Genomic DNA, 24,731 nt, shown 5'->3' on the forward strand with positions numbered 1-24,731 from the left:
GCAATCAGGCGGCACGCAACTCGCCGCCGCGTGCAGCCGGTTGCGTGCCGTGATGCGACTTATGTTGCTTTATTGCTCGATATAAACGTTATCGGCCTGTTCCCCACGGTCGGACATGCGGGTATCAAAACGCACCTTGGTGCCGGTGCGCAGGCTGCGACGGCCACCGTTCTGTACGGCTTTGAAGTGCACGAACAGTTCTTCGCCGCTGTCGGTAAGGATGAAGCCAAAGCCCTTGTTGGGGTTGAACCATTTCACTTCACCACGCTGCTGACCATTTTTGCCGGGCAAAGAGGGGCGGGGCAGGTTGGCTGGCACCAGCTTGCTGAAGGGAATCAGCGGCAGCAGGTAGGTGAGGACCGGAATCCACAGCCACGCCTGGTGGGTGAAAACGGTATTGCCATGGCTGGCTACCAGGCCGGCCAGGTAGAAGAACACCGCCACATGCAGCGGCAGCCGCTGGCGACCGCCAAGCAGGCAGACCAGGTTCACGGCAGCGGCCAGCAACAGGCCCAGGCCGGTTTGTTGACTGTGGATGTTGGAAACCTGAATCATGGCCAGGTTTTCGTGGATGGTCACCAGGGCCATTTCCGGCGCAAACAGAAGCCAGGCGCCAGGGATGGCCAGCAACAGGGTGACGATGACGTAAAAAATAGTCAGCGATTTAGAGACATTCATGGAATTGACGTTACCTTGTTTAAGCAATGAGTGATAAAAGTAAGGATAAAAACCGCCAGATGACGAGGCGGTATTGTGCGGTTAACGTGCCCGGGTAAAACCCCCGTTACCGTCGCCCTTTTTGTTGGCAGGGCTTGCCGGTAATGACTGTCAGGCGCCACACAATCCGGGCATTGTACCCAAGCTGGCGGTGAAACTCATGTTGGAGTCATTTTGACGTCATATCCATTCCTGAACCCGGCTTTTTTTCAGGCGTTGCAGCAGTGCGGCGCCACCACCCCTGAGACCGGCTGGTCGCCCTGCCATGTGGAGCGTGAAGGGGCGTGGCTGCCCCTGTACGGGCGCGATCATTCCCGTGGCGAGTACGTATTCGATTTCAGCTGGGCGGACGCCTATCAACGCCATGGGCTGGCTTATTACCCCAAACTGGTGACCTCGGTACCGTTCACGCCGGTCGTGGGGCCTCGCTGGCTGGGCGACTGGAGCCCGGACGCGCTTTGGCAGGCAGTGAGCGAGCAAATGGCAGAGCAGCAGGCCAGCGGCTGGCATCTGCTGTTCCCGGACCAGGCCAGCCGCGAGACGCTGGCAGAGCTGCCGCTGGTGTCCCGTCAGGCCTGCCATTTTCGCTGGTTCAATCGTGACTATGCCGATTTCGAAGGGTTTCTGGCCCGGTTTCAGTCCCGTAAGCGCAAGAATTTACGCAAGGAGCGGCGGCGAATTCAGGAGCAGGGTATCCAGGTTGAACGGCGCCGGGGGGCTGAAATCCAGCCGGATGACTGGGCCTTGTTCTACCGTTGCTATGCCAGCACGTATCTCAAGCGCGGGCAGATGCCGTACCTGAACGAGGCCTTTTTCGCGACGGTGGCAGAGCAGCAAGGGGAGCAGCTGATGATGGTGCTGGCCCGGGATGACAACACCCGGGCCCCAATCGCGGCGGCCCTGTATTTCTTCGACAATACCCAGCTTTACGGCCGGTACTGGGGCTGTCTGCAGGAGCGTGATTGCCTGCATTTCGAGATGTGTTACTACCAGGGCATTGAGTTTGCCATTGAGCAGCAGTTGCAGGAATTTGATCCGGGCGTGCAGGGCGAGCACAAGATTCTGCGCGGCTTCGAGCCGGTGATTACCTGGTCAATGCACCATTTGCGCGAACCTGCGTTTCAGCGGGCGATCGGGGATTTCTGTGAGGAAGAGGCGCTGCATGTGCTGCGCTATCAGGACGAAGCGCGAACGTTGCTGCCCTTTCGGCGCGACGGCGTATAACGCCGGGAATCGGCCGCCTGGGTCAGGCGGCCAGTTGCTGTTCACGCTGGTACAGCAGCGCCATGGTGACCTTGTCACACAGATCTGCCTGGGGGTGATCCGGGGATTTCGGGCCCAGGGTGTCTGTCACGTCTTCCAGGTCGCAGTTCTGTGGGTCGTTCAGGTCGGCAAAGAACTCCCAGGCATGGCCGCGGTGGTCCACCAGGGTGCCGGTGTAGATGCCGTCATCAAAACGGCATACAGAGGAAAAGACGGTTTCATCCAGCGCAAAGCCTTGCGCGTTGACCCAGGCGGACAGTGCCGGGTCCAGGCTACCATTGCGGACCTGTTCGGTGGCGTGGGCCACAAATTCCCAGGTATTGCGGGTGCTTGCTTTACTGAATTTCATTGTCTCGTCCTCGTCCCATGAGGTTGATCGTCCGTGAAAGTGTGATGTTAATCACAGTCCTGCCGATCAACGGCAGTGTTTCGGAGATGTTCGTATTCTGCCCGTACTTCCGTGCCAATGCATGGGGAAGTCGCTCTGATGATTGTAAGCTAAAACTGACAATTTGAAGCCAATTCAGTGTTTTGCATAATAGAAGCGCCCGCCGTCCCACACGCGGTGGCGCTTGTTGGGCGCTATCAGGGGTAATGGACTCTGGCGAGGCTCAGCTGGCGAACAGCGGGGGTAGCGGGCATTCGAGCAGGGCGGCGATGGTTCGTAGTAGTTCGGCTTCCTGCACTTGCACCTTGCCGTCGGCCAGCACCAGGTCGGCGGCGGCATCAATGACCGGTCCCTTGAGTAGGGGAGACAGGTCGGCCAGCCGGTCCATGGCATGGCCGAGCTTGTGGCTGCCGCAGTGAGTCAGGGGCAGCAAGGTGCGGCCGGCGGGCAGCAGTCCATGGGTACTGCGCTGAAACAGTGTCCGGGCCTCTTCATTTTCGGCGCCACTGGCCCAGGTCAACACGGAAAACAGCAGTTGCAGCTCTGCAGCCAGGGCGCCGTAGCGGCGGAAACGGGTGCGCCGGTTCTTGCCGGATTGCTCGCCCAGTTGCTGGTGGGCGAGCCCCACCAGCGCCCATTCGAAAAAGGTGTAGCGGTTATCGACTTCAATCAGTGCCGTCAGGTGCGAAAGGATGCGGGCACGGTTATCGGCGGGCAACGGTTTGAGAACCGGCAAGGCCAGATCAATGAGCGGCAGACGCAGGCGTGATCCCAGTGCTCTGATTGTCTCGCTTAAGGTCACCAGGGCTTGGCGTTGATCGCTGACGTTCAGTGCATCCAGCAGTGATTCGGTGTCGCTGGTGGAGGTGCTGAGGATCAAGGCGTAGAGCACGCTTTCCGCCGATTGGGGCGAGCGTATCTGGCGCCGAAGGTCCTCGGGAATAGCCTCCAGCAGGCTGCGGGCATAGCCCATATCCGGTTCGCTGACGGTACCGACCCGCTGTGAAGGGGCGGATGACGGCGTGGGTGCCTCGGGCGATTTAGCGCCTTCTGGTACCGTGCTGCCACCGGCAAAGGCGGCGGCGCCCTGTGGCGCAGCAGGGCCTGATGTTGCTGGGCTCGCCGGGCCACTCCCCGTGTCCCGGGCGCGGCTGCGGGCACGGGCCACCCAGTCACTGCCTATGGCGGACAGGCGCTCGTCCAGTGGTGGGTGGGTTCCCAGCAGGTTGCGCAGACGAAAGTGCAGTGTCTCCCCGAAGCACATGTGACTCATGTCTTCCGCGTGGGGCGTGGCCAGGTGGGAGCCGTTGCCGTTGCGGATTTTGATCAGCGCACCGCCGAGCCCGGCCGGGTTGCGGGTGAACTGCACGGCGGAGGCGTCGGCCAGCAGTTCCCGTTGCCGGGAAATGGCGGCCTTGATCAGGCGACCGAAGAACAGGCCCACATAGCCGATCACCATCAGGGCCAGGCCGGCAAACACCAGCCCGCCACCGCCCTTGCGGTTGGAGGATGAACGGCTGAAGGAGGAGCGGCGTTGCCCGCGAATCAGGTACTCACCTACCTTGCCCAGCGCGAGAATGCCCGCCAATACGGCTAGCAAACGCAGATTAAGGCGCATGTCGGCGTTGAAAATATGGCTGAATTCATGGGCGATGACGCCCTGCAATTCATCCCGATTCAGTTCATTGAGTGTGCCCTGGGTGACCACCAGTACGGTTTCCGAGGGCCGAAACCCGGCCACGAAAGCGTTAATGGCGGTTTCCTTGTCCAGTACATAGAGCTGGGGGGCGGGAATGCCCGAGGCGATGCTCATTTCCTCGACCACATTGATCAGCTGCTTTTCCCGAGTGGCGGTGCTGTCCATGGTGATATGGCGTGCGCCGAGCATCTCGGCCAGCCCCTGGCCACCCTTGCGCAGTTGCCAGAGTTTGAGCAGGCAGCCAAACACCATCACGGCGAGGGTGAGCCCGGTAATCCAGTGGATGAAAGGGTGGCTAAACCACTGGCTGGGCGAGACTGACTGAAAATCGCCCCAGAAGAGCGTCAGCAATACCGCCAGATTCACGCACACCACAATAGCGATGACCGCAAGAATGAAATACAGAACCAAAAGCCCGGTTTTACGCCGGGCCCGTTCCTGGTGTTGGAAAAAATCCATGGGGAGGCCGGGTTAGAAGCTGACGTTCACGGCCTTGCGTGCCTGCTCACTTTCGATTTGCAGCAGTTTGGCTTCGCTAAAGCTGCCGAATAACCCACCAATGAAGTTCTGCGGGAATTGTTCGCGGTAGGTGTTGTAGTTCATGACGGCGTCATTGAATGCCTGGCGGGCAAAGCCGATGCGGTTTTCCGTGCTGCTCAGTTCTTCCATCAGCTGCGCCATGGTGTCGTTGGCTTTCAGGTCCGGGTAGTTTTCACTCAGCGCAAAGAAGTTGGCCAGTGAGCCGGACAACAGGGATTCCGCCTTGCCCAGTTGCGTCACGGCGTTGGCGTCGTCCGGGTGGGCGGCGGCGGCCTGTTTGGCGCTAACGGCCTGGTTGCGGGCCTCGATCACCTGGGTGAGCGTCTCTTTCTCGTGGCTCATGTAGCCTTTGGCGGTTTCCACCAGATTGGGAATCAGGTCGTGACGGCGCTGCAGTTGCACATCAATCTGGGCGAAGCCGTTCTTGAAGCGGTTCTTCAGGGCGATAAGCCGGTTGTAGACGGCAATGATGTAAATAATGACGGCAATGATGATGCCGAAAAAAATCAGAGTGCCCATGCAGGTGATCCTTCCCCAAGCGGTGTTGTTGTAGGGCTATAAACTACTGCAAAAGTCGTAGAGTGGGAAGGAGGGGGGCGCATGAAACCGTTGTAGGCGCTTGCTTGCAAGCGAATCGTCAGGGGGGGGGAGTTGCGAGTCACGAGTTTCGAAAGGCTATGAGCTCTGTGTCTCTGTAGTAAAGCAATCTTTTCGGCTTTTGAAGTTCGAAATTCGTGACTCGTCACTCGCGTCTTTAGTACTTGATGCCCCATTTGCGATACAGAAAACCCATGATCCAGGCCGGACCGATCATCAGGTACTGGATGTCTTCAAAGAAGGAGGGTTTCTGGCCCTCTACCTTGTGTCCCCAGAACTGGCCAATCCAGGCGAGAATGAAGACCACCAGCGAAAACAGCCAGACACTGATGCCGGCGGAGGCGATCAGGCTGAGGCCGGCCAGGCAGAGCAGGCTGAATACCAGCATGCCTGCAGCGATGGGCAGGGACAGGCGGGCGTAGTAGAGGGTCACGAAGACCAGCGCCAGGCAGGCCCAGAAGCTGGTAAAAAAGGGTGCCGGGATGGCCCAGAGAAAGCCGATGATGGTGAAGAAGATCACCGGCACACAGACAAAATGCACTTTCTTGTTGGTGGGGTTCTGGTGGCTCTCGCCGTAAGCGTTGAGCCAGTCATCCATGCTGCGGGTTGCCATGTTTCTCTCCCTTTTTTTGGCCGTTAAGGAGAGTATTGCACCGCTGGTTCAGATCGTGAAGGTTTGTCGCGAGGTGCGAGTAACGAGTTTCGAAAACCAGATGCGCTGGTGCCTTTTGACTTTCGCAACTCGAAACTCGTACCTCGAAACGTCTTTCTTATGCCCCCAGCCACCCGGCCACGGTCTGCGGCGTCACAGGCAGATAATGATCCACCAGCAAAGCGGTAAACAGGGCGAACAGATAGGTGATCGAATAGCCGAAGGTTTTCATTGGCAGCTTCGGGTCTTCGGAAAAGCGCAGCCGCACCGCGTGGTAAAGAAACACCAGGCCGAGAATCAGGGCGCTGAGCAAGTAGATCAGGTCGCTCATGCCGGTGAGATACGGCAACAGGGTGCAGATAAACAGCAGGATGGTGTAGTACAGCACCGACTCGCGGGTGAACGGGATGCCGTGGGTCACCGGCAGCATGGGTATGTCGGCCTTGGCGTACTCGTCGCGACGGTGAATGGCCAGGGCCCAGAAGTGCGGCGGCGTCCAGACGAAGATGATCAGCACCAGCAGCCAGGCGTAGGGGTGGGCTTCGCCGGTGACGGCGGTCCAGCCCAGCAGTGGCGGAATGGCGCCGGCGATACCACCAATCACGATGTTCTGTGGCGTAGCGCGTTTCAGATAGAGCGTATAAATAAAGGCGTAGCCGACAAAGCCGAACAGGGTCAGCCAGGCGGTGATCGGATTCACCAGAAAATACAGCATGATCATGGAGGCCGCCGCCAGCAGCACCGCAAAGGTGATAGCCGCTTTCGGGGTCAGCTTGCCGGCCACCAGCGGGCGCTTTTCGGTGCGCTTCATGATGGCGTCGATTTTCTGATCCATGATCTGGTTAATGGCGGCGGAGGCCATCATGGCCAGAGACAGCCCCACAAACGCAGGGATGAAGGTGCCCAGCGGCACCATGCCGGCCGGCTCGGTGGCCAGGAACATGCCGGCCACTGCGGTGACCATGAGCAGCATGACCACGCCGGGTTTGGTGAGGGCGAGATAGTCGCGCCAGTGGGCAGACTCACTCATGACGGGGCTCCTTGCTGTTTGGGGGGCTGGCGCTTGCCGCATTTCACGTTAATGGCGCGGATGAACAGCACCAGGCTGGCCAACAGTATCACTGCGACGAAGTTGTGGGCCACGGCCACATCCAGCGGCACCGCGAACATCACATTACTCAGGCCCAGGCCGATCTGCAGGCTGAGGATGCCAAGCATCACCAGTGCGAAATTGCGGAAGAACACACTGCGGGCACGCAGCAGAATCTTGCCCACCAACAGCAGCATCAGCAGGGTGACCACCAGGGCGCCGAAGCGGTGCATCACGTGAATGGTGGTGCGCGCGTCGTTGTCGAGGACGCCGTACTCGTAGTCGGGCTTGTCGTGTTCGTGGCCCCAGAAAATAAACGCTTCCTTGAAATCCAGTCGATCCTGCCAGCCTTCTTCGCACACCGGCAGGTCGGTGCAGGCCACGGCGGCATAGTTGCTGGCGGTCCAGCCGCCCAGGGCGATTTGCAGGATAACGGCGGCCAGGGTCATCGATGCCAGCGGCTTGAGGGTCAGCACATCACAGTCATTGAGGAAGCTGGGCCAACGGAACACCCGGGCGGTGAGCAGAACCAGCAGGGTGAAGGTGGTAAAACCACCGAGTAAGTGCAGCATCACGATAGTGGGCTGCAGCCCCATGGTCACCGTCCACATGCCGAGAATGCCCTGGAAGATAACCAATGCCACCAGGAATAAAGGCAGCTTCAGAGGCTGCTTTTCCCGCTTGCGGTTAACAAATGACAAGGCCGCGATGATGATGATCACCAGCCCCAGGGTGGAGGCGAAATAGCGGTGCACCATTTCCGGCACGGTTTTGTGCGCTTCGCGCAATGCGCCGGGGGTGGTTTCGTTGGTGGTGGCCACGTGCTCGATGGCTTTGCGTACGTCCAGATGACCGTAGCAGCCGGGCCAATCCGGGCAGCCAAGGCCGGCATCGGACAGTCGGGTCCAGGCGCCCAGAATGATTACGCCGGCGGCCATCAGGACAGCCAGAATACAGAAACGGCGCAGCCAGCGCTGCGATGCGGTGGGGGTTTGCATAATCAAGAGCCTGCCTTAACCGATCAGTGACCCTTTTAGGGTCCGTTTGAGATCGACGCGGATGTTCTCCGCCTCTTCGAGGGTGGCATCCATGTTTTCGTGCGTGGGGTAACGCATGAATATCTGGCCGTCCGGGCTGACCAGAAAAATATCGCCAATGGGCTGGCTGGCATCGGGGGCATACACCGGGGCCAGGGCCTGGGTGACATCGGCGGGAGCCGCATGGATAGAAACCATGCCATCCACCTTGTCGGTGAGGAACGCCTGCAACTCGGCGCCGGCCGGGGCGGTATGCAAAATGACCCGACGCACTCGCTGAATGTCTTCGCCCAGGGTCAGGCGCACTTGCTGTACTTGATAATAGAGGCCGTTCTTGCAGCGAGTATCGCAGTCCTCCCCGGCCACATAGAGCAGGGTCCACTGAGTGCTCATGTCATTGCCGTCGTAGGGCTGCTCATTGCTGTCAGTGGCGTTCAGGCTCGCCATGTCGATGTGTGGAACCAGCAATTGGCCCTTGTTGACCTTGGGTAGCTCCTCGACATCGATCAGGTAGCGTCCGGCCAGAAAAAACAGGACGAAGGGCGCAACGATGGCTAACAAGGTGACCCTGCTCTTGGTCCGTGGAGTCATGAGGGGCTGTTGAGGTTTCATTCTTGCCTCTGCTGGAGTTCATTTTTTCGCCCGGCAAGGCGAAGGGAGCGTGGCATAGTGTTTCTATATGAGCGACCGCCAACGCAGCTGGGCGGCAAAAGGAGCCCAGCCCTACGGGTTGCGCCTGAAAAAGCGCCACTCGTTGTTGCGTGTCGTTCATTTGGAGCAACCAAACTTCTCTCCTCGCGCCTAGATTGGCGCATTTTCAGGCACAACAGAGGTAAGAATGAAACCTCAGCAGCCCCTACAATTCCTCTCGCGTCTTGCGTGCTTTGCGCCAGTTTCGGAGTGCGGCGGCAACATATATCAGCAGGGCGGCCAGTGCCAGTGCGAACCACTGCAATGCGTAAGCCTTGTGCCGTTCCGGGCCCATCACCGTCACGTCCTGCCAGTGCCGGGGTAGCGGTGTGTTGTTGCCCAGCGCCACTTCCGGGGTGACCCGGATTTCAAAGGGCGCTAATTCTACCCCAAGTTGTTCGCCAATAGCGTCAAAATCCACTTTCTGAACCCGTAATGGCCACTGATTGTCGGGCAATGGCATTTCCTTGAGCACAAAAACATCACGGGACGGGCGGTATACGGCGCCGGTGACGGTCAGGCTTCCTGTGATCGGGGCAATGGCGGGCAGATTGGCGCGGTTGTTGCCCCGGGGGAGCCAGCCCCGGTTGACCAGTACCCAGCGCCCTTTGCGGGTTTCAAACGGCGTCAGCAGGTGGTAGCCAGCCACGCCGTTCAGGGTGCGATTGTCCAGCAACACGTTATGGGCGTTATCAAAGTGGCCGGAAATGGAGGCGCGGCGGTGCATGGGGTCATCGGCGGCCTGCAGGGTGGGCAAGTCTGCCGATGGCAGGGTGGCCCGTGCACTCTGTTCGGTGAGCCACTGCCGCTTTTCGTCGGCCCGCTCCAGCTGCCAGAAAGCCAGTCGCAGGCACACTCCGGACACGATCAGGGTGGCGATCAGTGCGATCCAGGGGGCACGGCGGTGAGTGTGAGGCATGGCGGTCTGCCCTCATGACAGCAGTAGCGTAGCAAAACGGTTGGCTTGCCCGATCCGTGGACGGCCAGCACAGGTCAGATAGTGCGTGCACTGGCAGAGTCGGCCATTACAATAGCCGCATATAAAGGCGGCCCTGATATCATCCCGGACCTCCACACAGTAATGGCGGCACATTGTACATAGCTGGCCGGGCTTTTCATCCAGGGAATCCGGGCTGTGTGTTTATACGCCTTGGTAATGCGTTCAAGGAGATAACGAGTATGTGGTGGGTAAAGCTGATTGTAGTCATTCTGCTGCTGGCGGCAGTGATTTCTCTGGGGCGTGCGCTCATGTCGCTGGTGAAGGGGCAGGGCAAGGAAGGCAAGACCATGCGAGCGCTGGCCTGGCGTGTGGGTTTTTCCGTGGCGGTGTTTCTATTCATTATCCTCAGCATGTATATGGGGTGGGTGCAGCCACATGACGTGAACCCGACCCTGCGGTATGGCGAGCCGATTGACGCTGGCGAGGTAGCGCCTGCCCGCCAGGGTGAATAGGGGCTGGCTTGGCAAAGGGCAGGGCGCTGCTTGTAAAAGGGCGGTAAAAACGCGATCGGTCGGTGAACGAAGACGGAAAAGGCGCCTCTGATACGGTAACTCGCCTTGAGTGAGATGCGCGGAGAAGGGCCAGCAAGGATGGCCAGGGAGCACGGACGCACTTCCCCGCTTCCTTTATTGGATTCCTGGGCGGGCTCTGTCGGCCGCTGGTGTTATCAGGCGGTGATAGAAGTCGAACGGCGATTAGAGGAAATGACGATGGAATGGATGACACGGTTTGCGCTGATTCTGTTTGTTCGCATGATTGCGCGGGCTGAGCAGGCAATGCTGCTGGCACGCAGTGCTCGCGCTGACGTTTCCACTGGCCGCTCTTTCTGCCGCCCTCTCCATGGCAGTCATCATGCCTCCCGGGATGTTTCTCGCTAGCGGGAAGGTTTTTTCAGTCCCGCGGGAACCTTTGCATTCGTGCGCGGACTAATTCAGTAGGCAAAATACGTTTTCTCCTCTTAGTAACATCAGGCAACCCTCTGGGCGCTCGGTCTAACCGGCGCCCTTCTTTTTTTGGGGTGCAGTGCTTTTGCAGGGACAGGTGCGGCTATTTGCCCGGACCTGGCGGCATGGGGAAAGGGGAAACGTTGCTGTTGCGGAGCTCTGTGCGTGATTCCGTGATCTTGCCGACCCCTTCCTTTTCGACCTCATCAATGCGAATAACCGCATGCATGGGGATGTACGACCGCAGAACCCCTGAAAACTCGCTCTTCAGCTTCTCTTCCGATGGATCCACCAGCACACCGCTGCGCTCATCAAACAGGAATTCCTCTACCTCGATAAAGCCGTGCAGATCACTTTGGTATATCTCGGAGGCATAAACTTCGTAGGTTTGCCCCTGATTCTGGAATATGACGCGGTAAATGGGACGGCGTTTTGACATGGCAGAAAGGGACGCTGGGTAGGGGAATAGAGGCGGAGTGTAGCATAGCGTTCAGCTTTCGTATCTGCCTGAAAGGCTTGATAAACCCTACGTTTCGGCTGGACTTTAGCCATGCGAATGACTAGAGTTGGCGCCCATAAATGCAGTGGGACAATTTGCCACACCTCCGGCAATTCAGTGAAATCAGCATGGCGGTAAATAGCTATTTGATTTTATTGGGTTTTGCCTCCCATGTGACACGTTAAACGGCCGCCCCCTTGGTCGTCGATGTCAGTGGGGAAGGTCTGGTGACCGTTTCGCCGCATCAATCCTGAAACTCGCTTTCCAGGCGCCGGTAACGGCAAAGAACAAGCGTGCCTGTAACGGGGTAGCGCTGGGGAAAACAGGGAGCAAACGCATGCAGTCAACTCTGTTCCACCGCGCGGCGGCGGGTCTGACGTCACTGATGATCAGTGGCATGACCTTCGCTAGCGACTGGACCGAACGTTCCGATCTCGACCTGCGACCGGGGGTAACCCAGGTCAGTCAGGAAGTTCAAAATCTTCACACCACCGTTCTCTGGATCGTGACCGTTATCGGTCTTCTGGTCTGTGGCCTGATTCTGTTCTCGATGATCCGCCACCGCCGTTCCAAGAACCCGAATCCTTCCACCTTCCACGAAAACGTGTTTTTCGAGGTGCTGTGGACAGTGATCCCCTTCGTTATCCTGATCGCCATGGCCGTACCGGCCACCCGCGTACTGGTTCAGCTGGACGATACCGCTGAATCAGAACTGACGGTGAAGGTGACTGGCTATCGCTGGAAGTGGAGCTACGAGTACCTGACCTACGAAGACGACAACGATATTGGTGTGTCTTTCTTCTCCAACCTGGCCACGCCGCCGGAACAGTACAACAACCCGGTTCTGTCCGGTGGTCTGTTCCCTTATGGCACCGCGAAAGATCTGGTCGGCAAGGACGCTCCCGAGAAAGACCACAACTACAACCTGGAAGTGGACAACAAGCTGATCATTCCGTCGGGCCAGAAAGTGCGTTTCCTGGTGACCTCCGATGACGTGATCCACTCTTTCTGGGTGCCGGATTTCGGCGGCAAGAAAGATGCAATCCCCGGGTTCGTCAATGAAACCTGGGCGCTGGTACCGGAAGGTAAGGAAGGCACTTACTACGGCCAGTGTGCGGAACTGTGTGGCAAGAACCACGCCTTCATGCCGATTGCTGTAGAAGTGGTGACCCAGGACGAGTTCAAGACCTGGATTGCCGAAGAGAAAGAAAAAGCTGCCTCTGGCCCGGATCTGACACCGTTTGCCGGTATCGATCAGGCGATGGAAGAAGGCAAGCAGGTTTACGACAGCGCTTGTGCCCTGTGTCACGGTGCTAATGGTGAAGGCGGTATCGGCCTGGCGTTTGCCGGTACGGAATTCGCTACCAATAAAGAGCACCTGAACGAGCACATTGATGTGTTGGTCAATGGCCGTGCCGCCATGCCCAACTTCAAGGCTCAGCTGACACCTCGCCAGATTGCGGCGGTGATCACCTACGAGCGTAATGCTTTCGGCAACGACACCGGCGATCTGATTCAGCCCGCCGACGTTAACGACCACGAATAAGGGAGGGGATAGCAATGTCTACTGCAGCTGCAACCCATGATGATCATCACGATCATCACCACGCCCCGACCGGCCTGAAACGTTGGCTGTTCAGCACCAACCACAAAGATATCGGTACCCTGTATCTGTGGTTCAGCTTCGCCATGTTCCTGTCCGGCGGTTTCCTTGCCATGGTAATTCGTGCCGAGCTGCTCGAGCCCGGCATGCAGTTCGTGGATCCGGAATTCTTCAACCAGATGACCACCGTGCACGGTCTGGTCATGGTATTTGGTGCGGTGATGCCCGCCACGGTTGGCCTGGCCAACTGGATGATTCCCTTGATGATCGGTGCGCCGGACATGGCGCTGCCGCGGATGAATAACTGGTCCTTCTGGATCCTGCCTTTCGCTTTCACCATCCTGATTGGTTCGGTGGTGATGAGCGCGTTCGGTGCCGGCAACCCCAGCGCCCCGAACTTTGGCTGGACCTTCTACGCGCCGCTGTCGACCAAGTACGGCCCGGCGTCGACTGACCTGTTCATTCTGTCGGTTCACATGATGGGTATTTCTTCCATCATGGGCGCCATCAACGTGGTCGTTACCGTTTTCAACATGCGTGCCCCGGGCATGACCCTGATGAAGATGCCGCTGTTCGTATGGACCTGGCTGATCACTGCCTTCCTGCTGATCGCGGTTATCCCGGTTCTGGCCGGTGCAGTGACCATGATGCTGACGGATCGTCACTTCGGCACCAGCTTCTTCGATGCCGCCGGTGGTGGTGACCCGGTACTGTTCCAGCACGTGTTCTGGTTCTTCGGGCACCCTGAGGTGTACATCATGATCCTGCCGAGCTTCGGTATCGTGTCAGCGATCATCCCGGCCTTTGCCCGCAAGCCGCTGTTCGGTTACGCCTCCATGGTGTACGCGACCGCGTCCATTGCGCTGCTGTCCTTTGTCGTCTGGGCTCACCACATGTTCACCGTGGGCATGCCGCTGGCCGGTACCCTGTTCTTCATGTACATGACCATGCTGATCTCCGTGCCTACGGGCGTGAAGGTATTCAACTGGGTCGCTACCATGTGGCGCGGGTCCATGACCTTCGAACTGCCAATGAAGTGGGCGATCGCCTTTGTGGTGCTGTTCACCTGTGGTGGTCTGTCCGGCCTGATGCTGGCGATTACCCCGGTGGACTTCCAGTACCATGACACCTACTTCGTAGTGGCGCATTTCCACTATGTATTGGTGACCGGTGCGATCTTCTCCATCTTTGCTGCTGCCTACTACTGGCTGCCGAAGTGGTCCGGCATCATGCCGAACAAAACTCTGGGTGAACTGCACTTCTGGAACTCGCTGATTTCCGCCAACCTGCTGTTCTTCCCCATGCACTTCGTGGGTTTGGCCGGCATGCCGCGTCGTTACGCTGACTACGCGCTACAGTTTGCGGACTACAACTTCTGGATTTCCATTGGCGGCTTCTGGTTCGGCCTGTCACAGCTGCTGTTCCTGGCCGTGACCGTGCTGTGTGCCATGAAGAAAGGCGAAAAAGCCCCGGCCAAGCCGTGGGAAGGTGCCGAAGGTCTGGAATGGGAAGTGCCGTCACCGGCGCCGTTCCACACCTATGACACCCCGCCGGTGGTCAAGTAACAGATAGTCAAGTAACAGAGAGTGACGGAGGGCACCATGAGCGACGAACAGCTCAGTGTTGAACAGCGCAACAAGCGCACGCTGAAAAAGCTGTTGATTTGGGCGGTGGCCATGTTTGGCTTCGCCTTCCTCATGGTGCCCTTTTATAACGTTATCTGTGATGTCACCGGACTGAATGGAAAAACATCGAGTACGGCCGCCACTCAAGCGCCTGAGACTGTGGTGGCAGACCGTACCGTGACAGTGGAATTCATTACCCAGAAGGGCGACGGAATCAGTGGGGAGTTCACCTCTGAGACCAAGCGGGTAAAGGTGCATCCGGGGGAAATTACGCTGGTGCATTTTTTCGCAAGCAACCCGACTTCATCGGACATGATTACCCAGAGCATCCCGTCGGTAACACCGGGGGAAGCGGCTCGATACCTGCACAAGACGCAGTGTTTCTGTTTTGATCAGCAAACATTGCTGGCGGGTGAGCGTAAAGACATGCCGATGATTTTCTATCTGGACCCGGAAATTCCCAGTCACATTAACCAATTCACTCTGTCGTATACGATCTTCGATGTGACAGAGCGGGTCGCCGGTAAAAACAACAGCGTGGCTGCTAACTAGAACAGCCGGTTGTAGAGGAGATTTTTTAATGGCTACTGAAAAGTATTACGTTCCCGAGAGCAGCCCCTGGCCGTTGACCGCGTCCATTGGCTTGTTCATGACCGCCATTGGCGGTGCAAACTTTATTCAGCAGAGCACCATGGCGGACATGGAGCCCAGTTTCTTCGGCAAGCCTCTGTTCTTCCTGGGCCTGACCTGGTTGCTGGTAGTGATCGCCCTGTGGTGGCGTGACACCGTCAAGGAATCCGTTGGTGGTTTGCACAGCAATCAGCTGGGCGGTTCTTACCGTCAGGGCATGTTGTGGTTCATCTTTTCCGAGGTGATGTTCTTTGCGGCCTTCTTTGGGGCCATGTTCTACACCCGCTGGCTGATCCTGCCGTGGTTGTCCGGGGAAGGCAGCAACGCCATGACCCACGAACTGCTGTGGCCGAACTTCCAGGCCATGTGGCCGCTGACCGTGACCCCGGCCGGTGATACGACCCAGGCCATGGGCGCATGGGGGCTGCCGGCCATCAACACGGCTATCCTGCTGGTGTCGTCAATCACGCTGACTATCGCTCACCACGCCTTGCTGGAAGGCAAGCGCGGCACCCTGATCGCTTTCCAGGCGGCCACGGTGGTGCTGGGGATCATCTTCCTGTTCCTGCAGGTGGAAGAATACATCCACGCTTACACCGAGCTGGGTCTGACCCTGGATGCGGGTATCTACGGTAGCCTGTTCTTCCTGCTCACCGGTTTCCACGGTGCACACGTGACCATCGGTACCATCTTCCTGTTTGTGACCCTGCTGCGTGTGATCAAGGGGCACTTTGATGAAGAGAACAACTTCGCCTGGGAAGCGGGTGCCTGGTACTGGCACTTTGTGGACGTGGTGTGGCTGTTCCTGTTTATCACGGTGTACTGGTTGTAAGAGCGGCCACACGCATCACGCGACAGGCAACACGAAAAAGCCGCGCCCCGAAAGGGCGCGGCTTTTTTTGTTCTTCGCGGATTGGAGTGAACAAGATGCTTCTAAGCGTTTGATTGGCTTATCGCCAAGATTTCGGACTTTGCCGAACGCTCAACGCCAGATGCCTGACGCGAAAACACACAGTTTGAGAGGCTGCAGCTATCTCGGTATGTATGCCTTTGAGGGAGGAGGGCTGACGTTTCTCTATGAAGAGAGCTAGAGGCCTGCTTTTCTGGTTTTGAATGAAAGTGGCAACCGCAGGCCCTGGCAACCAACGGTTGCCAGGGCCTGCGGCCTTTGCGATGACGTTATATCAACGGTTAATTCCGAATACATCAAGAATTGTTTGGGTTGCATCAATCACTCGAACCACTTCGTTATCAATAATCACGTCACTGACACCATCGATGTGACGAATGCCGTCATATGAGGGTAAGCGCTGGCTGTTGTAGTAGAGCGAATCGGGCAAACGCTGGCCTTTCTGCAGTTTTTTTTGCCAGCCCGGTGGAAGTTTGCCGCCACGTGCCACTTTCTTCTGTAGCCCGGGAGGGAGGGGGTCAAACTCCCGGTGGCTGAGGCGCTGACGGAGTGCTTCACGCTCGTGGCTAGTGTAGCGATATTCAGAGTAATCACGGCGACTGTCCACAAGCTGAATACGTGCAGGATCGTCGTGTTGTTGGGTTGCCTCCCACGGCGGGCGGGCCTGGGCGAGTGTGGGGGCTACACTCAGACCAAGCAGGGTAGTAAGGGTCAATATTGACGTTGTCTTCATACGGTTCCCCTTATTTGAAAGAGTATTGGCACCAGTATGATGGGAGAACGTGCAAAAAACGCGCAGGAATTGTCAAAAAGGGTAAAGCGTAGAGCGTCTGGTGAAACCGCCAGGGCGAGCAGGTCTGATTAGGCGTAGCCGTAATCAGGCATTCAGCGTCGCTGTCAGGCCTCAGGCTTCAGACGTTCCGTCAGCCATTTCCCTATATCCCGAATCTGTTCCAGGCAGACCATGTGCTCCATGGGGTAGCTTTTGTACTGCGGGGTATAGCCCAGTTCGGTCAGGGTGGCTGCTGCCCGTTGGCCCAGTTGCTCCGGCACCATCGGGTCCATGCTGCCATGGCAGATCATTACCGGCAGTGAGGCGTTCGCGTTGCTGGGGGTCACCGGCATGGCCATATAGGTGGACAGGGTGAGCAGGCCGGCCAGGGGTTGGGGGTGGCGCAGGGCGGCCTGGTAGGCAACGGCGCCACCTTGTGAGAAACCAGCAATAATGATGCGTTCGCTGGGAATGCCGCGGGCGATTTCCCGCTCGATGAGTGCATCTACCGCGTCCGCTGAGGCCAGAACGCCGGCTTCGTCCACTTTGCGGTCGATATCCATGGCGAGAATATCGTACCAGGCGGGCATGACCATGCCGCCATTGACGGTCACAGGGATCTGCGGGGCATGGGGAAAGATAAACCGCACGGCCAGGCCAGCAGGCAGCTGAAGCTCGGGAACGATGGGCTCAAAATCGTGACCGCTGGCGCCCAGGCCGTGTAGCCAGATCACACTGGCGGTGGCTTGGGCTGATGGTTCAATTTCAACGCAACGCAATAGATCACTCATGGTTAGTCTCCTCCCGAAACAATAATTCGCACGGCTTCAAGCTGGCAGCGCGCTTCGCTGAGGCACTTTTCCAGGGCGTGTGTCTGTGCTTCCAGAGCCTCCACTTCTTCATGGCGGACTGCCGGGTTTTTGGCTTGCAGCGCCTTCAGGCGGGCCAACTCATGGGCCTGTTCGGCACGCATTTTTTCCTGGGCAGCAGCAATAATACTTTCCGCTTCCTGACTGGCGTTGGCTTCGTCAGCTTTCAGCAATTTCTCCAGCAGGGGTTTCTGGCTGCCAACGATCTTGCGGCTGAGTGGCTTGTCCATCTTGTGGCATTGCTGGCTCAGGCCGTCGTGGCTGATGGCCTGGCTGATGTTCTTGCCATTGCCATCCAGCAGGTGACGAATCACTGTGGTGGGCAGGAAACGGTCTGCCTGCAACTGTTTGGGGGCAATGGCATCAACGGTATAGATGGCTTCGATTAGCAGGGTGCCAGCCTTGATTTTGGGATTCTTGAGCAGGCTGACGGCGGCTTTGCCACGGTGTTCGGTGAGCATCATCTCCAGGCTGCCGGTGACCATGGGATGCTCCCAGGTCAGAAACTGCATGTCGTCACGGGCCAGTGCGGTGGCCCGGTTGTCGGTCATGGTCACGCCTTCTTCCGGCAGGGCAGGGAACGCATCGCGCATGTGCGGGCCGGGTTTGAGGATGATGGCCGTGTCGGAATGATCTTCCTGTTCCACCCCGTAGCGATCAAAGATGCGCTGCATGAAAGGCAGTGGGCTGTCGTCATCCGCGGCGATCAGGTCGGTGATCAGGGTTTCGGCTCGCTCGCTGTCGAAGGAGCTCAGCTCCAGCAGGCGATCGCGGCCGGTCTCCAGTAGCGTATGCAGCTCGGAAGTGATGGTGCGGGTATCGTCGACCAGCGCTTCGATGGCGGTGTATTCCGGGTCGCCGGTAAGCAGCGGTTCCAGCGCGTCGCGGCTGCGCAGGTAAATGTCGTGGCCGGCCGGGTTGGTGTGCTCGAAAGCATTCATGCCGTCGTGATACCAGCGGAACAACACCTCCTGGGCGTGCTGCTCGAAGTAGGGCACGTGAATCTGGATATCTTCGGTCTGGCCGATACGGTCCAGGCGACCGATACGCTGTTCCAGCAGGTCCGGGTTCAAGGGCAGATCCAGCAGCACCAGATGGTGGGCAAACTGGAAGTTACGACCTTCGGAGCCGATTTCCGAGCAGATCAGCGCCTGGGCACCATCGAAGTCATCGGCGAAAAAGGCGGCGGCCCGGTCCCGCTCGATCAAGTCCATGTCTTCATGGAACATGGCCACGTTCATGCCCAGCTTGTAGTTGCAGTGGGCATGCAGGTCGGTGGCGGTGTGTTTGCTGGCACAGATCACCAGCACTTTGTCGTGGCGATGCTGCTTGAAGAAGTTTTCCAGCCAGTTAACGCGGGGATCCAGGCTGCACCAGCGGTCATCGTGGAACAGGGTTTCCGGGTGCAGGTGGCCGTCAATTTCTTCGTCGCTGTCGTATTTGTATTCGTCCGGCAGCGTCAGCGCAATGCCGTGCACGTGGCGTGCCGGGAAGCCGGCGATGTTGTGGCGGGTATTGCGGAACATGACGCGGCCGGGGCCGGAGCGGTCCAGCAGTTCCGTCTGGATCGCGTCGCGGTCCGCTTCGTCAATATTCATGTCCGGGAGCAGGGCAACCGCTTCTTGCTTTAGTGCTGCATCCCAACTGGGTTCGTCGTGCAATCGTCCGGCCAGTGCCGCCACATCCTGATAATGGGCCTGCTCTTCCTTGAAGGCCTCCAGGCTGGGGTAGCGTTCCGGATCAAGCAGGCGCAGACGGGCATAGTGGCTTTCCAGGCCGAGCTGTTCCGGGGTGGCCGTCAGCAGCAGCAAGCCTCGCGCTTGTTGGGCAATGGTTTCCACGCGCTGGTAATCGTCACTGGCCTGCTGCGCGGACCATTCCAGATGATGCGCTTCGTCGACCACCAGCAAATCCCAGTCGGCCGCCGCCAGTTGATCGATATCGCACTGGCTGAGGAAATCCGTGCTGCACAGTATCAGCTGTTCACTGAGGAACGGGTTGTCGTCACCGCTAGCGGCGCTGACACTGCCTGGCGTTTCGTCTGCATCGTCGTCCGGGGCGTTTTCTTCTTCAATAATCTGCGCCAGCATGTCCTTGATGCTGGTTTCCGGCTGCAGGGCGTTTAGGCGCTCGGCATCAAAAATAGAGAAATGCAGATTGAAACGGCGCACCATTTCCACAAACCACTGGTGCACCAGCGGTGAGGGCACCACGATCAGTACCCGCTTGGCCCGGCCAGTGAGCAACTGTTGATGCAGGATCAGGCCGGCTTCAATGGTTTTCCCCAGGCCCACTTCGTCGGCAAGCAATACCCGTGGGGCAAAACGGTTGGCCACCTGGTCAGCGATATACAGCTGGTGCCCAATCAGGTCGATGCGCGGGCCACGCAATCCCTTGATGGTGGATTGCTGCTGACGGCAATGGGCATTGAGGGCGTCGATACGTAGCTCAAACCAGCGATTGGAAGACAGCTGGTTGGAGAGCAGGCGGTCCAGTGCGGCCGTCAGACGCAGGGTGTGACCCAGGTTGGTTTCCGGCACTGGCTGAATATCGTCCGGGCTGCCGTCCTTGGGGTGAGCCATGTAGACCTTGAGGCCGTTGAGCTCGTTGACCTCGGTGACCACCAGCTCCACTTCATCGGCGGTGCGGATGGTGTCGCCGCTGTCGAACGTGACGCGGGACAACGGGGCATTGTTTTTTGCGTAGGTGCGCTCTTCCTCTACCGCCGGGTATTCCACGGTGACCAGTCGGTAATCCAATTCCTTGATGATGCCGAGGCCCAGTTCGGTTTCGGATTCGCTCAGCCAGCGTTGGCCGGGGATAAAGTCAGTCATTGTCGCTGCCGGTGATTGCTTGGGGGGCGAATTATACGGGTTTGTACGCCCCCCTTCGATGGTTGAAACCTATTGAATCTGATTTCGGAACCAGCGGCGGGTGGCCTCATCGGCGGGGAAGTAGTGTTCGATGCGCAGTTCTTCCATGACCACATCCAGCGCAGTGCCGAAGCTGGCCAGGGTGGAGAAGCTGCGTAGCCGCTGCCCGGCCAACTCGATCTCCAGCGCCATCATGGGTTCTTCGCGGGGCGTGCCGGGTTGCTGGTGTAGCAGCTCATCCACATGGGCAAGTTCCGCCAGCCGATCCAACAAGGCGGCCAGCGCCGGGTCCGGGCGTGCTTGCTGGTCACGGTGCAGGCGGCGCAGCAGAAAACCGGCCACCTCATCCCAGTTGCGCAGGAACGGCCGATAACCCTGGGGATGGAACACCAGTTCGACCACATTGGCGGTGTGCGGAAAAGGCCCGCGCTCCTCAATCATCAAGGCCATTAGCCGCTGCTGGGCCTCGTTGGCCATTAATACATTCCAGTGGGCATCGAGGACGACGGCAGGAAACGGATTATGGTTGCTGAGCATGACCGTCAGCGCTTCGCGGACCGGGGCCATGCTGTTACTGCTCAGGTCCGTTTCGGTGAAGGCGGGAGCGTAACCGGCCGCCAGCAGTAACCGATTGGTGTCCCGGCAATTCAGCTCCATTTCCAGAGCCAGGCGTTTCAGCATGGTTGGGCTTGGCTGGCTGCGCCCGGTTTCGATAAAGCTCAGGTGCCGGCTGGATACGTCGGCCCGTAACGCCAGTTCCAGTTGGCTGAGGCGGCGGGCTTTACGCAGTTCCGCGAGGATCTGGCCAGTCTGCATCGGGGTTCTCTCTCTTCTGTGGCGGATCAGCATGGTCATGGCCGCCAGGCTTCGCCATTACCTCTGAGGTAATTGTTTCACTTCCTTGTTCAGCAGAGGCTGAATCTAACACTAACCGGCCCGTTGCGGTAATTCGCGACCGGGTCTGAAAACTGGAGGTGCATCATGCCCTGGACATCACTTAAACATGCTCTGTTATTCAATGCTGTCTGCTCAACGTTATTGGGCGCGGCGCTCTTGTTGGCCCCGGGCGGGTTGGCGTCACTGATGGGAGCGTTCAGCCCGCAGATACTGATGATTCTCGGGGGAGCCTTGCTGGTTTTTGCAGCAGATGTGGCCTTTGTGGCCACGCGCAAATCCATATCGCATGGGTTGGCTAAAATGGTGACACTGGCGGATCTGGCCTGGGTATTGGCAACGCCGGTAGTCATGCTGCTGGGGGCATCGTGGTTGTCATTCTGGGGGCATGTTCTGCTGCTGGATGTGGCGTTGCTGGTAGCGTTCTGCGCCCTGTGTCAGTGGCGGGGGCTGCAGCGGCAAGTGTCACAATCCGAGCAGGGGGCGGCTCATGATTGAAATGACTGCGCTGACTTTTCTGTTGATGGGGGCGGTGGCTCTGGTGTCGCCCCATTCGATAACGCGGTGGGTGGCGATAACAGCGCTGCCCGTGCCGGCCCGCAACGAGGTCCGCGCTGTGTATGGCGGTTATGGTGTGGCCATGGCTGTGCTGTTGGTGGTGTGCTGGGATCAGCCGCAATGGCGTGACGGGGTGGTGGTGACCCTGTCGATGGCTTTGCTGGGCATGGCGGTTGGCCGGTTGCTGTCCTGGTTAGTGGATCGCCGCCTGGATCGTTACCCCGCATTGTTCATGGCAATAGAAATCGTTCTGGGGCTGGGGTTGCTGATCTCGCTTTAACCGAAAGGGCTAATTTATGGTTCTTCGCGGATTAGAGTGAATAACACGCTTCTTGTCGTCTGATGGGGTTATCGCGAATAAACGCTCGACGCCGGGTGCCTGACGTAAAGCCCCTTAGCCTGAGCGACTGTCTTTATTACGGTATCTCTTTTGAGGGGGTATTTTGAGGAATTGCCAGGGCCGTCATTCAGGCAGTAATCGGGTAATGCATTTTGCGCAGAGAGCATGGCGGCCAAGGTTTTCAGGTTTTGAATGCAAGCGTCCGTCGTCGGGCATCCGGCGTCCAGCGGTTGCCAGGGCGGGGTAATGAGACAAGTTCTGAAGCCGGCTGATCACTCAATTCCGCGATGAACCTAATTTACGGTATGCTCTGGTTACCAGTTGTAGTCACGGTGCTGAGCTAATGGGCGATATTCTGCCGTTTAAAAAACCGCAAAAGAAAATGCCAAGAAAAGGCATGTGTCAGCACGATTTTCACAAGTGGGTGATCTGCAAGGAAAAGCAGTTTGATGTGAAGCAGGGAAAACTGGTGACGGTATACCGCTGTGACCGCTGCGGCAAAGAGAAAGTCAAAGCGCACTAACCGGGTGACCCTGATGCTTGAAATGCGATCCAGCTGTGAAAGTTGCCAGTGCTCTCTGGCGGCCGATGCAGAAGCCTATATCTGTTCCTATGAATGCACCTTCTGTGTGGACTGCTGCACCATCCATGCAAGCCGTTGCCCCAATTGTCAGGGTGAGCTGGTGAAACGCCCGCGCCGTCAGGAGGCCAGTAATGAAAGCGGCTGAGCAAATTTCTCTGCCTGGCGGCGCAGGTTATACCCTGCCGGTAAACTGGTACCCGACAGAAAGCGCCCGTGGATCGGTGATTTTAATGGCCGCGCTGGGCATGGGGGCGCGTTTCTATCAGCCATTGGCACAAGCATTACAGGCGGCAGGACTGAATGTGGCCTTGCTGGAACAGCGTGGCCATGGCGATAGCCCCTGGCGCCCGTCGCACCGCTGCGACTGGGGCTTTCGTGAGCCTTTGGTCAATGAAATACCTGTGACACTGGACTGGGTGAAAAGCCGTTCTTCGGGGTTGCCGGTTTATCTTATGGGGCACTCTTTGGGCGGCCATTATTCCGCCATGGCGGCCGGCGTCTACGGTGAACAAATAGACGGTATTATTCTGGCGGCCTGTGGTAGCCCCTGGGTGGGCGGCTTTACCGGTACGACCCGCCGCAAGCTGGTATTTCTTTGCGCCATGATCCCGCCTGTATCGGCGTTACTGGGGTACTACCCCGGTGACAAATTAGGGTTTGGCGGTCGTGAAGCCAGAACCTTGATGCAGGACTGGCGTGCTCTGGCAAAAACCAACCGCTATCAGGCCAATGGTTTCAGCGACGATCTGGATTGCGGCATCGCGCAATATAGTGGGCCGGTGCTGAGCCTGAGCTTGGCGGATGATCCCTTCGCGCCGCCAGCCTCTGTGGATGCGGTAGTGGACAAATTCATTGCCGCCAGCGTGAGTAACGTGTTGCTCGATGAACAGACACTGGGTGATCGCGCGGATCATTTTCGCTGGGTGCGTTCCCCGGCGGCGACGGTAGAGCTGATCATCTGCTGGCATGAAAAACTGCAGAGCAGGACATAACAAGGGCGGTCGGATTTTTGACGGGCGGCATGCTCGCCTTTCTGCTAGGCCGCGATTAGCTAACGGGTTTTCCACGGCTTTCTAATATCTAATAAAAGGATGTCCACATGGCCATCGTGTTGCATCAATTCCCGATTTCCCATTATTGCGAAAAAGTCCGTTGGGCACTGGATTACAAGGGGCTGGAATACCGATCGAAAAATCACCTTCCAGGCCTGCACTTCAAGAAAATGAAAGCCGTGGTGCCGTTCAGCAGTGTCCCGGTTCTGGAGCATGATGGCCATTACGTGCAAGGCTCTGCGTCGATTATCAGCTACCTTGATACGCAGTTCCCGGATCATGTGTTAACCCCGCAGACCCCGGAGGGGAGGGAAGACGCATTGGGATGGGAAACCTTCTGCGATGACAACATCGGGCCCCATGTGCGCCGCTATTGTTATCACACCTTGCTGGATCATCCCGATCTGGTGATTCCCTTTTTCGCCCAGGGTGGGCCTTTCTGGGGCCGCACCTTCCTGCGCGTTATTTTTCCGAAATTGCAGGGCGTAATGCGCAAAGCCATGCAAATTCGCGAACCCCATGTAAGCGAAAGCCGCGTGGCGCTGGAGCAAGCTATCCAGACCCTGGTGCAGGCTTACCAGGGGCGCACCTACCTGGTGGGGGAGCAATTCTCACGGGCAGACCTGGCGGCAGCCAGCTTGTTGGCGCCGCTATTTATGCCACCGGCGTACGGTCTGGACTGGCCTTCCTCGATGCCTGAGCCCCTGCAAACCTGGGTGAACAGCCAGGCGGAGCACCTCGAGCCGTTCAGGCGGCTATATGATGAGAAAAGGTCTTTTTAAATCAAAGGTTTAATTTTTCGCTGCCGTTTGTCGGGAAGATGCTGGTGGTTATGTTGTCTTGTGTAAGATAATTCGCACACATTGAAAGTGTGATGATGTGCACGTTTTTGTCTAGATCGAATAA

General features: G+C 58.0%; 27 protein-coding genes. 13 read left to right on the top strand and 14 right to left on the bottom strand.

Going from position 1 to position 24,731, the window contains the following annotated elements; genetic code table 11:
* Positions 1 to 69 precede the first annotated feature (69 nt).
* Positions 70 to 678, bottom strand: coding sequence for a cold-shock protein (locus F1529_RS17720; RefSeq protein WP_304503042.1), 609 nt, complete (start codon positions 676 to 678; stop codon positions 70 to 72).
* Between the two features lie 213 nt (positions 679 to 891).
* Between F1529_RS17720 and F1529_RS05615 the strand changes: the two genes are divergently transcribed.
* On the top strand, positions 892 to 1,941 hold the full coding sequence (locus F1529_RS05615; RefSeq protein WP_155132856.1) for a GNAT family N-acetyltransferase: 1,050 nt from the start codon (positions 892 to 894) through the stop codon (positions 1,939 to 1,941).
* Positions 1,942 to 1,963: 22 nt separating this feature from the next.
* Here F1529_RS05615 and F1529_RS05620 read toward each other — a convergent pair whose 3' ends face one another.
* From F1529_RS05620 to F1529_RS05655, 8 genes are all read right to left on the bottom strand, one after another.
* Complete coding sequence (locus F1529_RS05620) at positions 1,964 to 2,329, bottom strand: hypothetical protein (protein ID WP_007150409.1); 366 nt, start codon at positions 2,327 to 2,329, stop codon at positions 1,964 to 1,966.
* Between the two features lie 262 nt (positions 2,330 to 2,591).
* Positions 2,592 to 4,526, bottom strand: a complete 1,935-nt coding sequence (locus F1529_RS05625) for a M48 family metallopeptidase (protein ID WP_007148628.1) — start codon at positions 4,524 to 4,526, stop codon at positions 2,592 to 2,594.
* A 12-nt stretch (positions 4,527 to 4,538) separates the two neighbouring features.
* Positions 4,539 to 5,126, bottom strand: coding sequence for a LemA family protein (locus F1529_RS05630; protein WP_155132859.1), 588 nt, complete (start codon positions 5,124 to 5,126; stop codon positions 4,539 to 4,541).
* Between the two features lie 235 nt (positions 5,127 to 5,361).
* A complete protein-coding gene (locus F1529_RS05635; RefSeq protein WP_155132862.1) occupies positions 5,362 to 5,817 on the bottom strand; it encodes a DUF962 domain-containing protein in 456 nt (151 codons plus the stop codon).
* A 157-nt stretch (positions 5,818 to 5,974) separates the two neighbouring features.
* Entirely contained in the window at positions 5,975 to 6,886 is a 912-nt protein-coding gene (gene cyoE / locus F1529_RS05640) for a heme o synthase (protein ID WP_007149599.1), read from the bottom strand.
* Positions 6,883 to 7,944, bottom strand: coding sequence for a heme A synthase (locus F1529_RS05645; RefSeq protein WP_155132865.1), 1,062 nt, complete (start codon positions 7,942 to 7,944; stop codon positions 6,883 to 6,885). Before F1529_RS05645 ends, cyoE begins: the two co-directional genes overlap by 4 nt.
* Before the next feature lie 15 nt (positions 7,945 to 7,959).
* A complete protein-coding gene (locus F1529_RS05650) occupies positions 7,960 to 8,595 on the bottom strand; it encodes a hypothetical protein (protein WP_230457720.1) in 636 nt (211 codons plus the stop codon).
* Between the two features lie 244 nt (positions 8,596 to 8,839).
* A complete protein-coding gene (locus tag F1529_RS05655) occupies positions 8,840 to 9,592 on the bottom strand; it encodes an SURF1 family protein (RefSeq protein WP_155132868.1) in 753 nt (250 codons plus the stop codon).
* Between the two features lie 260 nt (positions 9,593 to 9,852).
* Between F1529_RS05655 and F1529_RS05660 the strand changes: the two genes are divergently transcribed.
* Together F1529_RS05660 and F1529_RS05665 are read left to right on the top strand one after the other, a co-directional pair.
* A complete protein-coding gene (locus tag F1529_RS05660; RefSeq protein ID WP_007151124.1) occupies positions 9,853 to 10,125 on the top strand; it encodes a twin transmembrane helix small protein in 273 nt (90 codons plus the stop codon).
* 258 nt (positions 10,126 to 10,383) lie between these two features.
* Positions 10,384 to 10,551 (top strand): hypothetical protein, encoded by a 168-nt coding sequence (locus tag F1529_RS05665; RefSeq protein WP_155132871.1) that lies wholly within the window; start codon positions 10,384 to 10,386, stop codon positions 10,549 to 10,551.
* 169 nt (positions 10,552 to 10,720) lie between these two features.
* Here F1529_RS05665 and F1529_RS05670 read toward each other — a convergent pair whose 3' ends face one another.
* Positions 10,721 to 11,056 carry a DUF1820 family protein gene (locus F1529_RS05670; RefSeq protein ID WP_155132874.1) on the bottom strand — a complete coding sequence of 112 codons (336 nt, stop codon included), beginning with the start codon at positions 11,054 to 11,056 and terminating at the stop codon, positions 10,721 to 10,723.
* Between the two features lie 397 nt (positions 11,057 to 11,453).
* On the opposite strand from F1529_RS05670, the gene coxB reads away from it, so the two are divergent.
* Genes coxB through F1529_RS05690 form a run of 4 tightly spaced genes read left to right on the top strand, consistent with a single transcriptional unit; the run spans position 11,454 to position 15,806 of the window.
* Positions 11,454 to 12,662 (top strand): cytochrome c oxidase subunit II, encoded by a 1,209-nt coding sequence (coxB, locus tag F1529_RS05675; RefSeq protein WP_155132877.1) that lies wholly within the window; start codon positions 11,454 to 11,456, stop codon positions 12,660 to 12,662.
* A 14-nt stretch (positions 12,663 to 12,676) separates the two neighbouring features.
* Positions 12,677 to 14,284 (top strand): cytochrome c oxidase subunit I, encoded by a 1,608-nt coding sequence (gene ctaD, locus F1529_RS05680; protein WP_007150287.1) that lies wholly within the window; start codon positions 12,677 to 12,679, stop codon positions 14,282 to 14,284.
* Positions 14,285 to 14,320: 36 nt separating this feature from the next.
* On the top strand, positions 14,321 to 14,896 hold the full coding sequence (locus tag F1529_RS05685) for a cytochrome c oxidase assembly protein (protein ID WP_007148909.1): 576 nt from the start codon (positions 14,321 to 14,323) through the stop codon (positions 14,894 to 14,896).
* 28 nt (positions 14,897 to 14,924) lie between these two features.
* Positions 14,925 to 15,806: a cytochrome c oxidase subunit 3 gene (locus F1529_RS05690; RefSeq protein WP_155132880.1), complete on the top strand. Its 882-nt coding sequence runs from the start codon at positions 14,925 to 14,927 to the stop codon at positions 15,804 to 15,806.
* Positions 15,807 to 16,158: 352 nt separating this feature from the next.
* Here the strand turns inward: F1529_RS05690 and F1529_RS05695 are convergent, their stop codons facing one another.
* The 4 genes from F1529_RS05695 to F1529_RS05710 all read right to left on the bottom strand — a co-directional run bounded on the left by F1529_RS05695 (position 16,159) and on the right by F1529_RS05710 (position 21,214).
* Complete coding sequence (locus F1529_RS05695) at positions 16,159 to 16,617, bottom strand: hypothetical protein (protein WP_155132883.1); 459 nt, start codon at positions 16,615 to 16,617, stop codon at positions 16,159 to 16,161.
* Between the two features lie 164 nt (positions 16,618 to 16,781).
* A complete protein-coding gene (locus F1529_RS05700) occupies positions 16,782 to 17,447 on the bottom strand; it encodes an alpha/beta hydrolase (protein WP_155132886.1) in 666 nt (221 codons plus the stop codon).
* Positions 17,448 to 17,449: 2 nt separating this feature from the next.
* Complete coding sequence (rapA, locus tag F1529_RS05705) at positions 17,450 to 20,359, bottom strand: RNA polymerase-associated protein RapA (RefSeq protein ID WP_155132889.1); 2,910 nt, start codon at positions 20,357 to 20,359, stop codon at positions 17,450 to 17,452.
* Positions 20,360 to 20,428: 69 nt separating this feature from the next.
* Complete coding sequence (locus F1529_RS05710; RefSeq protein ID WP_155132892.1) at positions 20,429 to 21,214, bottom strand: helix-turn-helix domain-containing protein; 786 nt, start codon at positions 21,212 to 21,214, stop codon at positions 20,429 to 20,431.
* Between the two features lie 267 nt (positions 21,215 to 21,481).
* Here F1529_RS05710 and F1529_RS05715 point away from each other — a divergent pair, with 267 nt between their 5' ends.
* The 6 genes from F1529_RS05715 to F1529_RS05740 all read left to right on the top strand — a co-directional run bounded on the left by F1529_RS05715 (position 21,482) and on the right by F1529_RS05740 (position 24,607).
* A complete protein-coding gene (locus F1529_RS05715; protein WP_155132895.1) occupies positions 21,482 to 21,790 on the top strand; it encodes a hypothetical protein in 309 nt (102 codons plus the stop codon).
* Entirely contained in the window at positions 21,783 to 22,130 is a 348-nt protein-coding gene (locus F1529_RS05720) for a DUF4345 domain-containing protein (protein WP_155132898.1), read from the top strand. Before F1529_RS05715 ends, F1529_RS05720 begins: the two co-directional genes overlap by 8 nt.
* A 403-nt stretch (positions 22,131 to 22,533) precedes the next feature.
* The gene (locus F1529_RS05725) at positions 22,534 to 22,713 is read left to right on the top strand and encodes a hypothetical protein (RefSeq protein WP_007148642.1); all 180 of its coding nucleotides are present in this window, start codon (positions 22,534 to 22,536) and stop codon (positions 22,711 to 22,713) included.
* Between the two features lie 13 nt (positions 22,714 to 22,726).
* Positions 22,727 to 22,918 carry a DUF1272 domain-containing protein gene (locus F1529_RS05730; protein ID WP_039926291.1) on the top strand — a complete coding sequence of 64 codons (192 nt, stop codon included), beginning with the start codon at positions 22,727 to 22,729 and terminating at the stop codon, positions 22,916 to 22,918.
* The gene (locus F1529_RS05735) at positions 22,905 to 23,765 is read left to right on the top strand and encodes an alpha/beta fold hydrolase (protein ID WP_155132901.1); all 861 of its coding nucleotides are present in this window, start codon (positions 22,905 to 22,907) and stop codon (positions 23,763 to 23,765) included. The genes F1529_RS05730 and F1529_RS05735 overlap by 14 nt, the downstream gene beginning before the upstream one ends.
* Positions 23,766 to 23,872: 107 nt before the next feature.
* Entirely contained in the window at positions 23,873 to 24,607 is a 735-nt protein-coding gene (locus F1529_RS05740) for a glutathione S-transferase family protein (RefSeq protein WP_155132904.1), read from the top strand.
* Positions 24,608 to 24,731: the final 124 nt, after the last annotated feature.

The organism is Alcanivorax sp. VBW004, assembly GCF_009718865.1.
In the GTDB taxonomy this organism is placed as follows: Bacteria; Pseudomonadota; Gammaproteobacteria; order Pseudomonadales; family Alcanivoracaceae; genus Alcanivorax.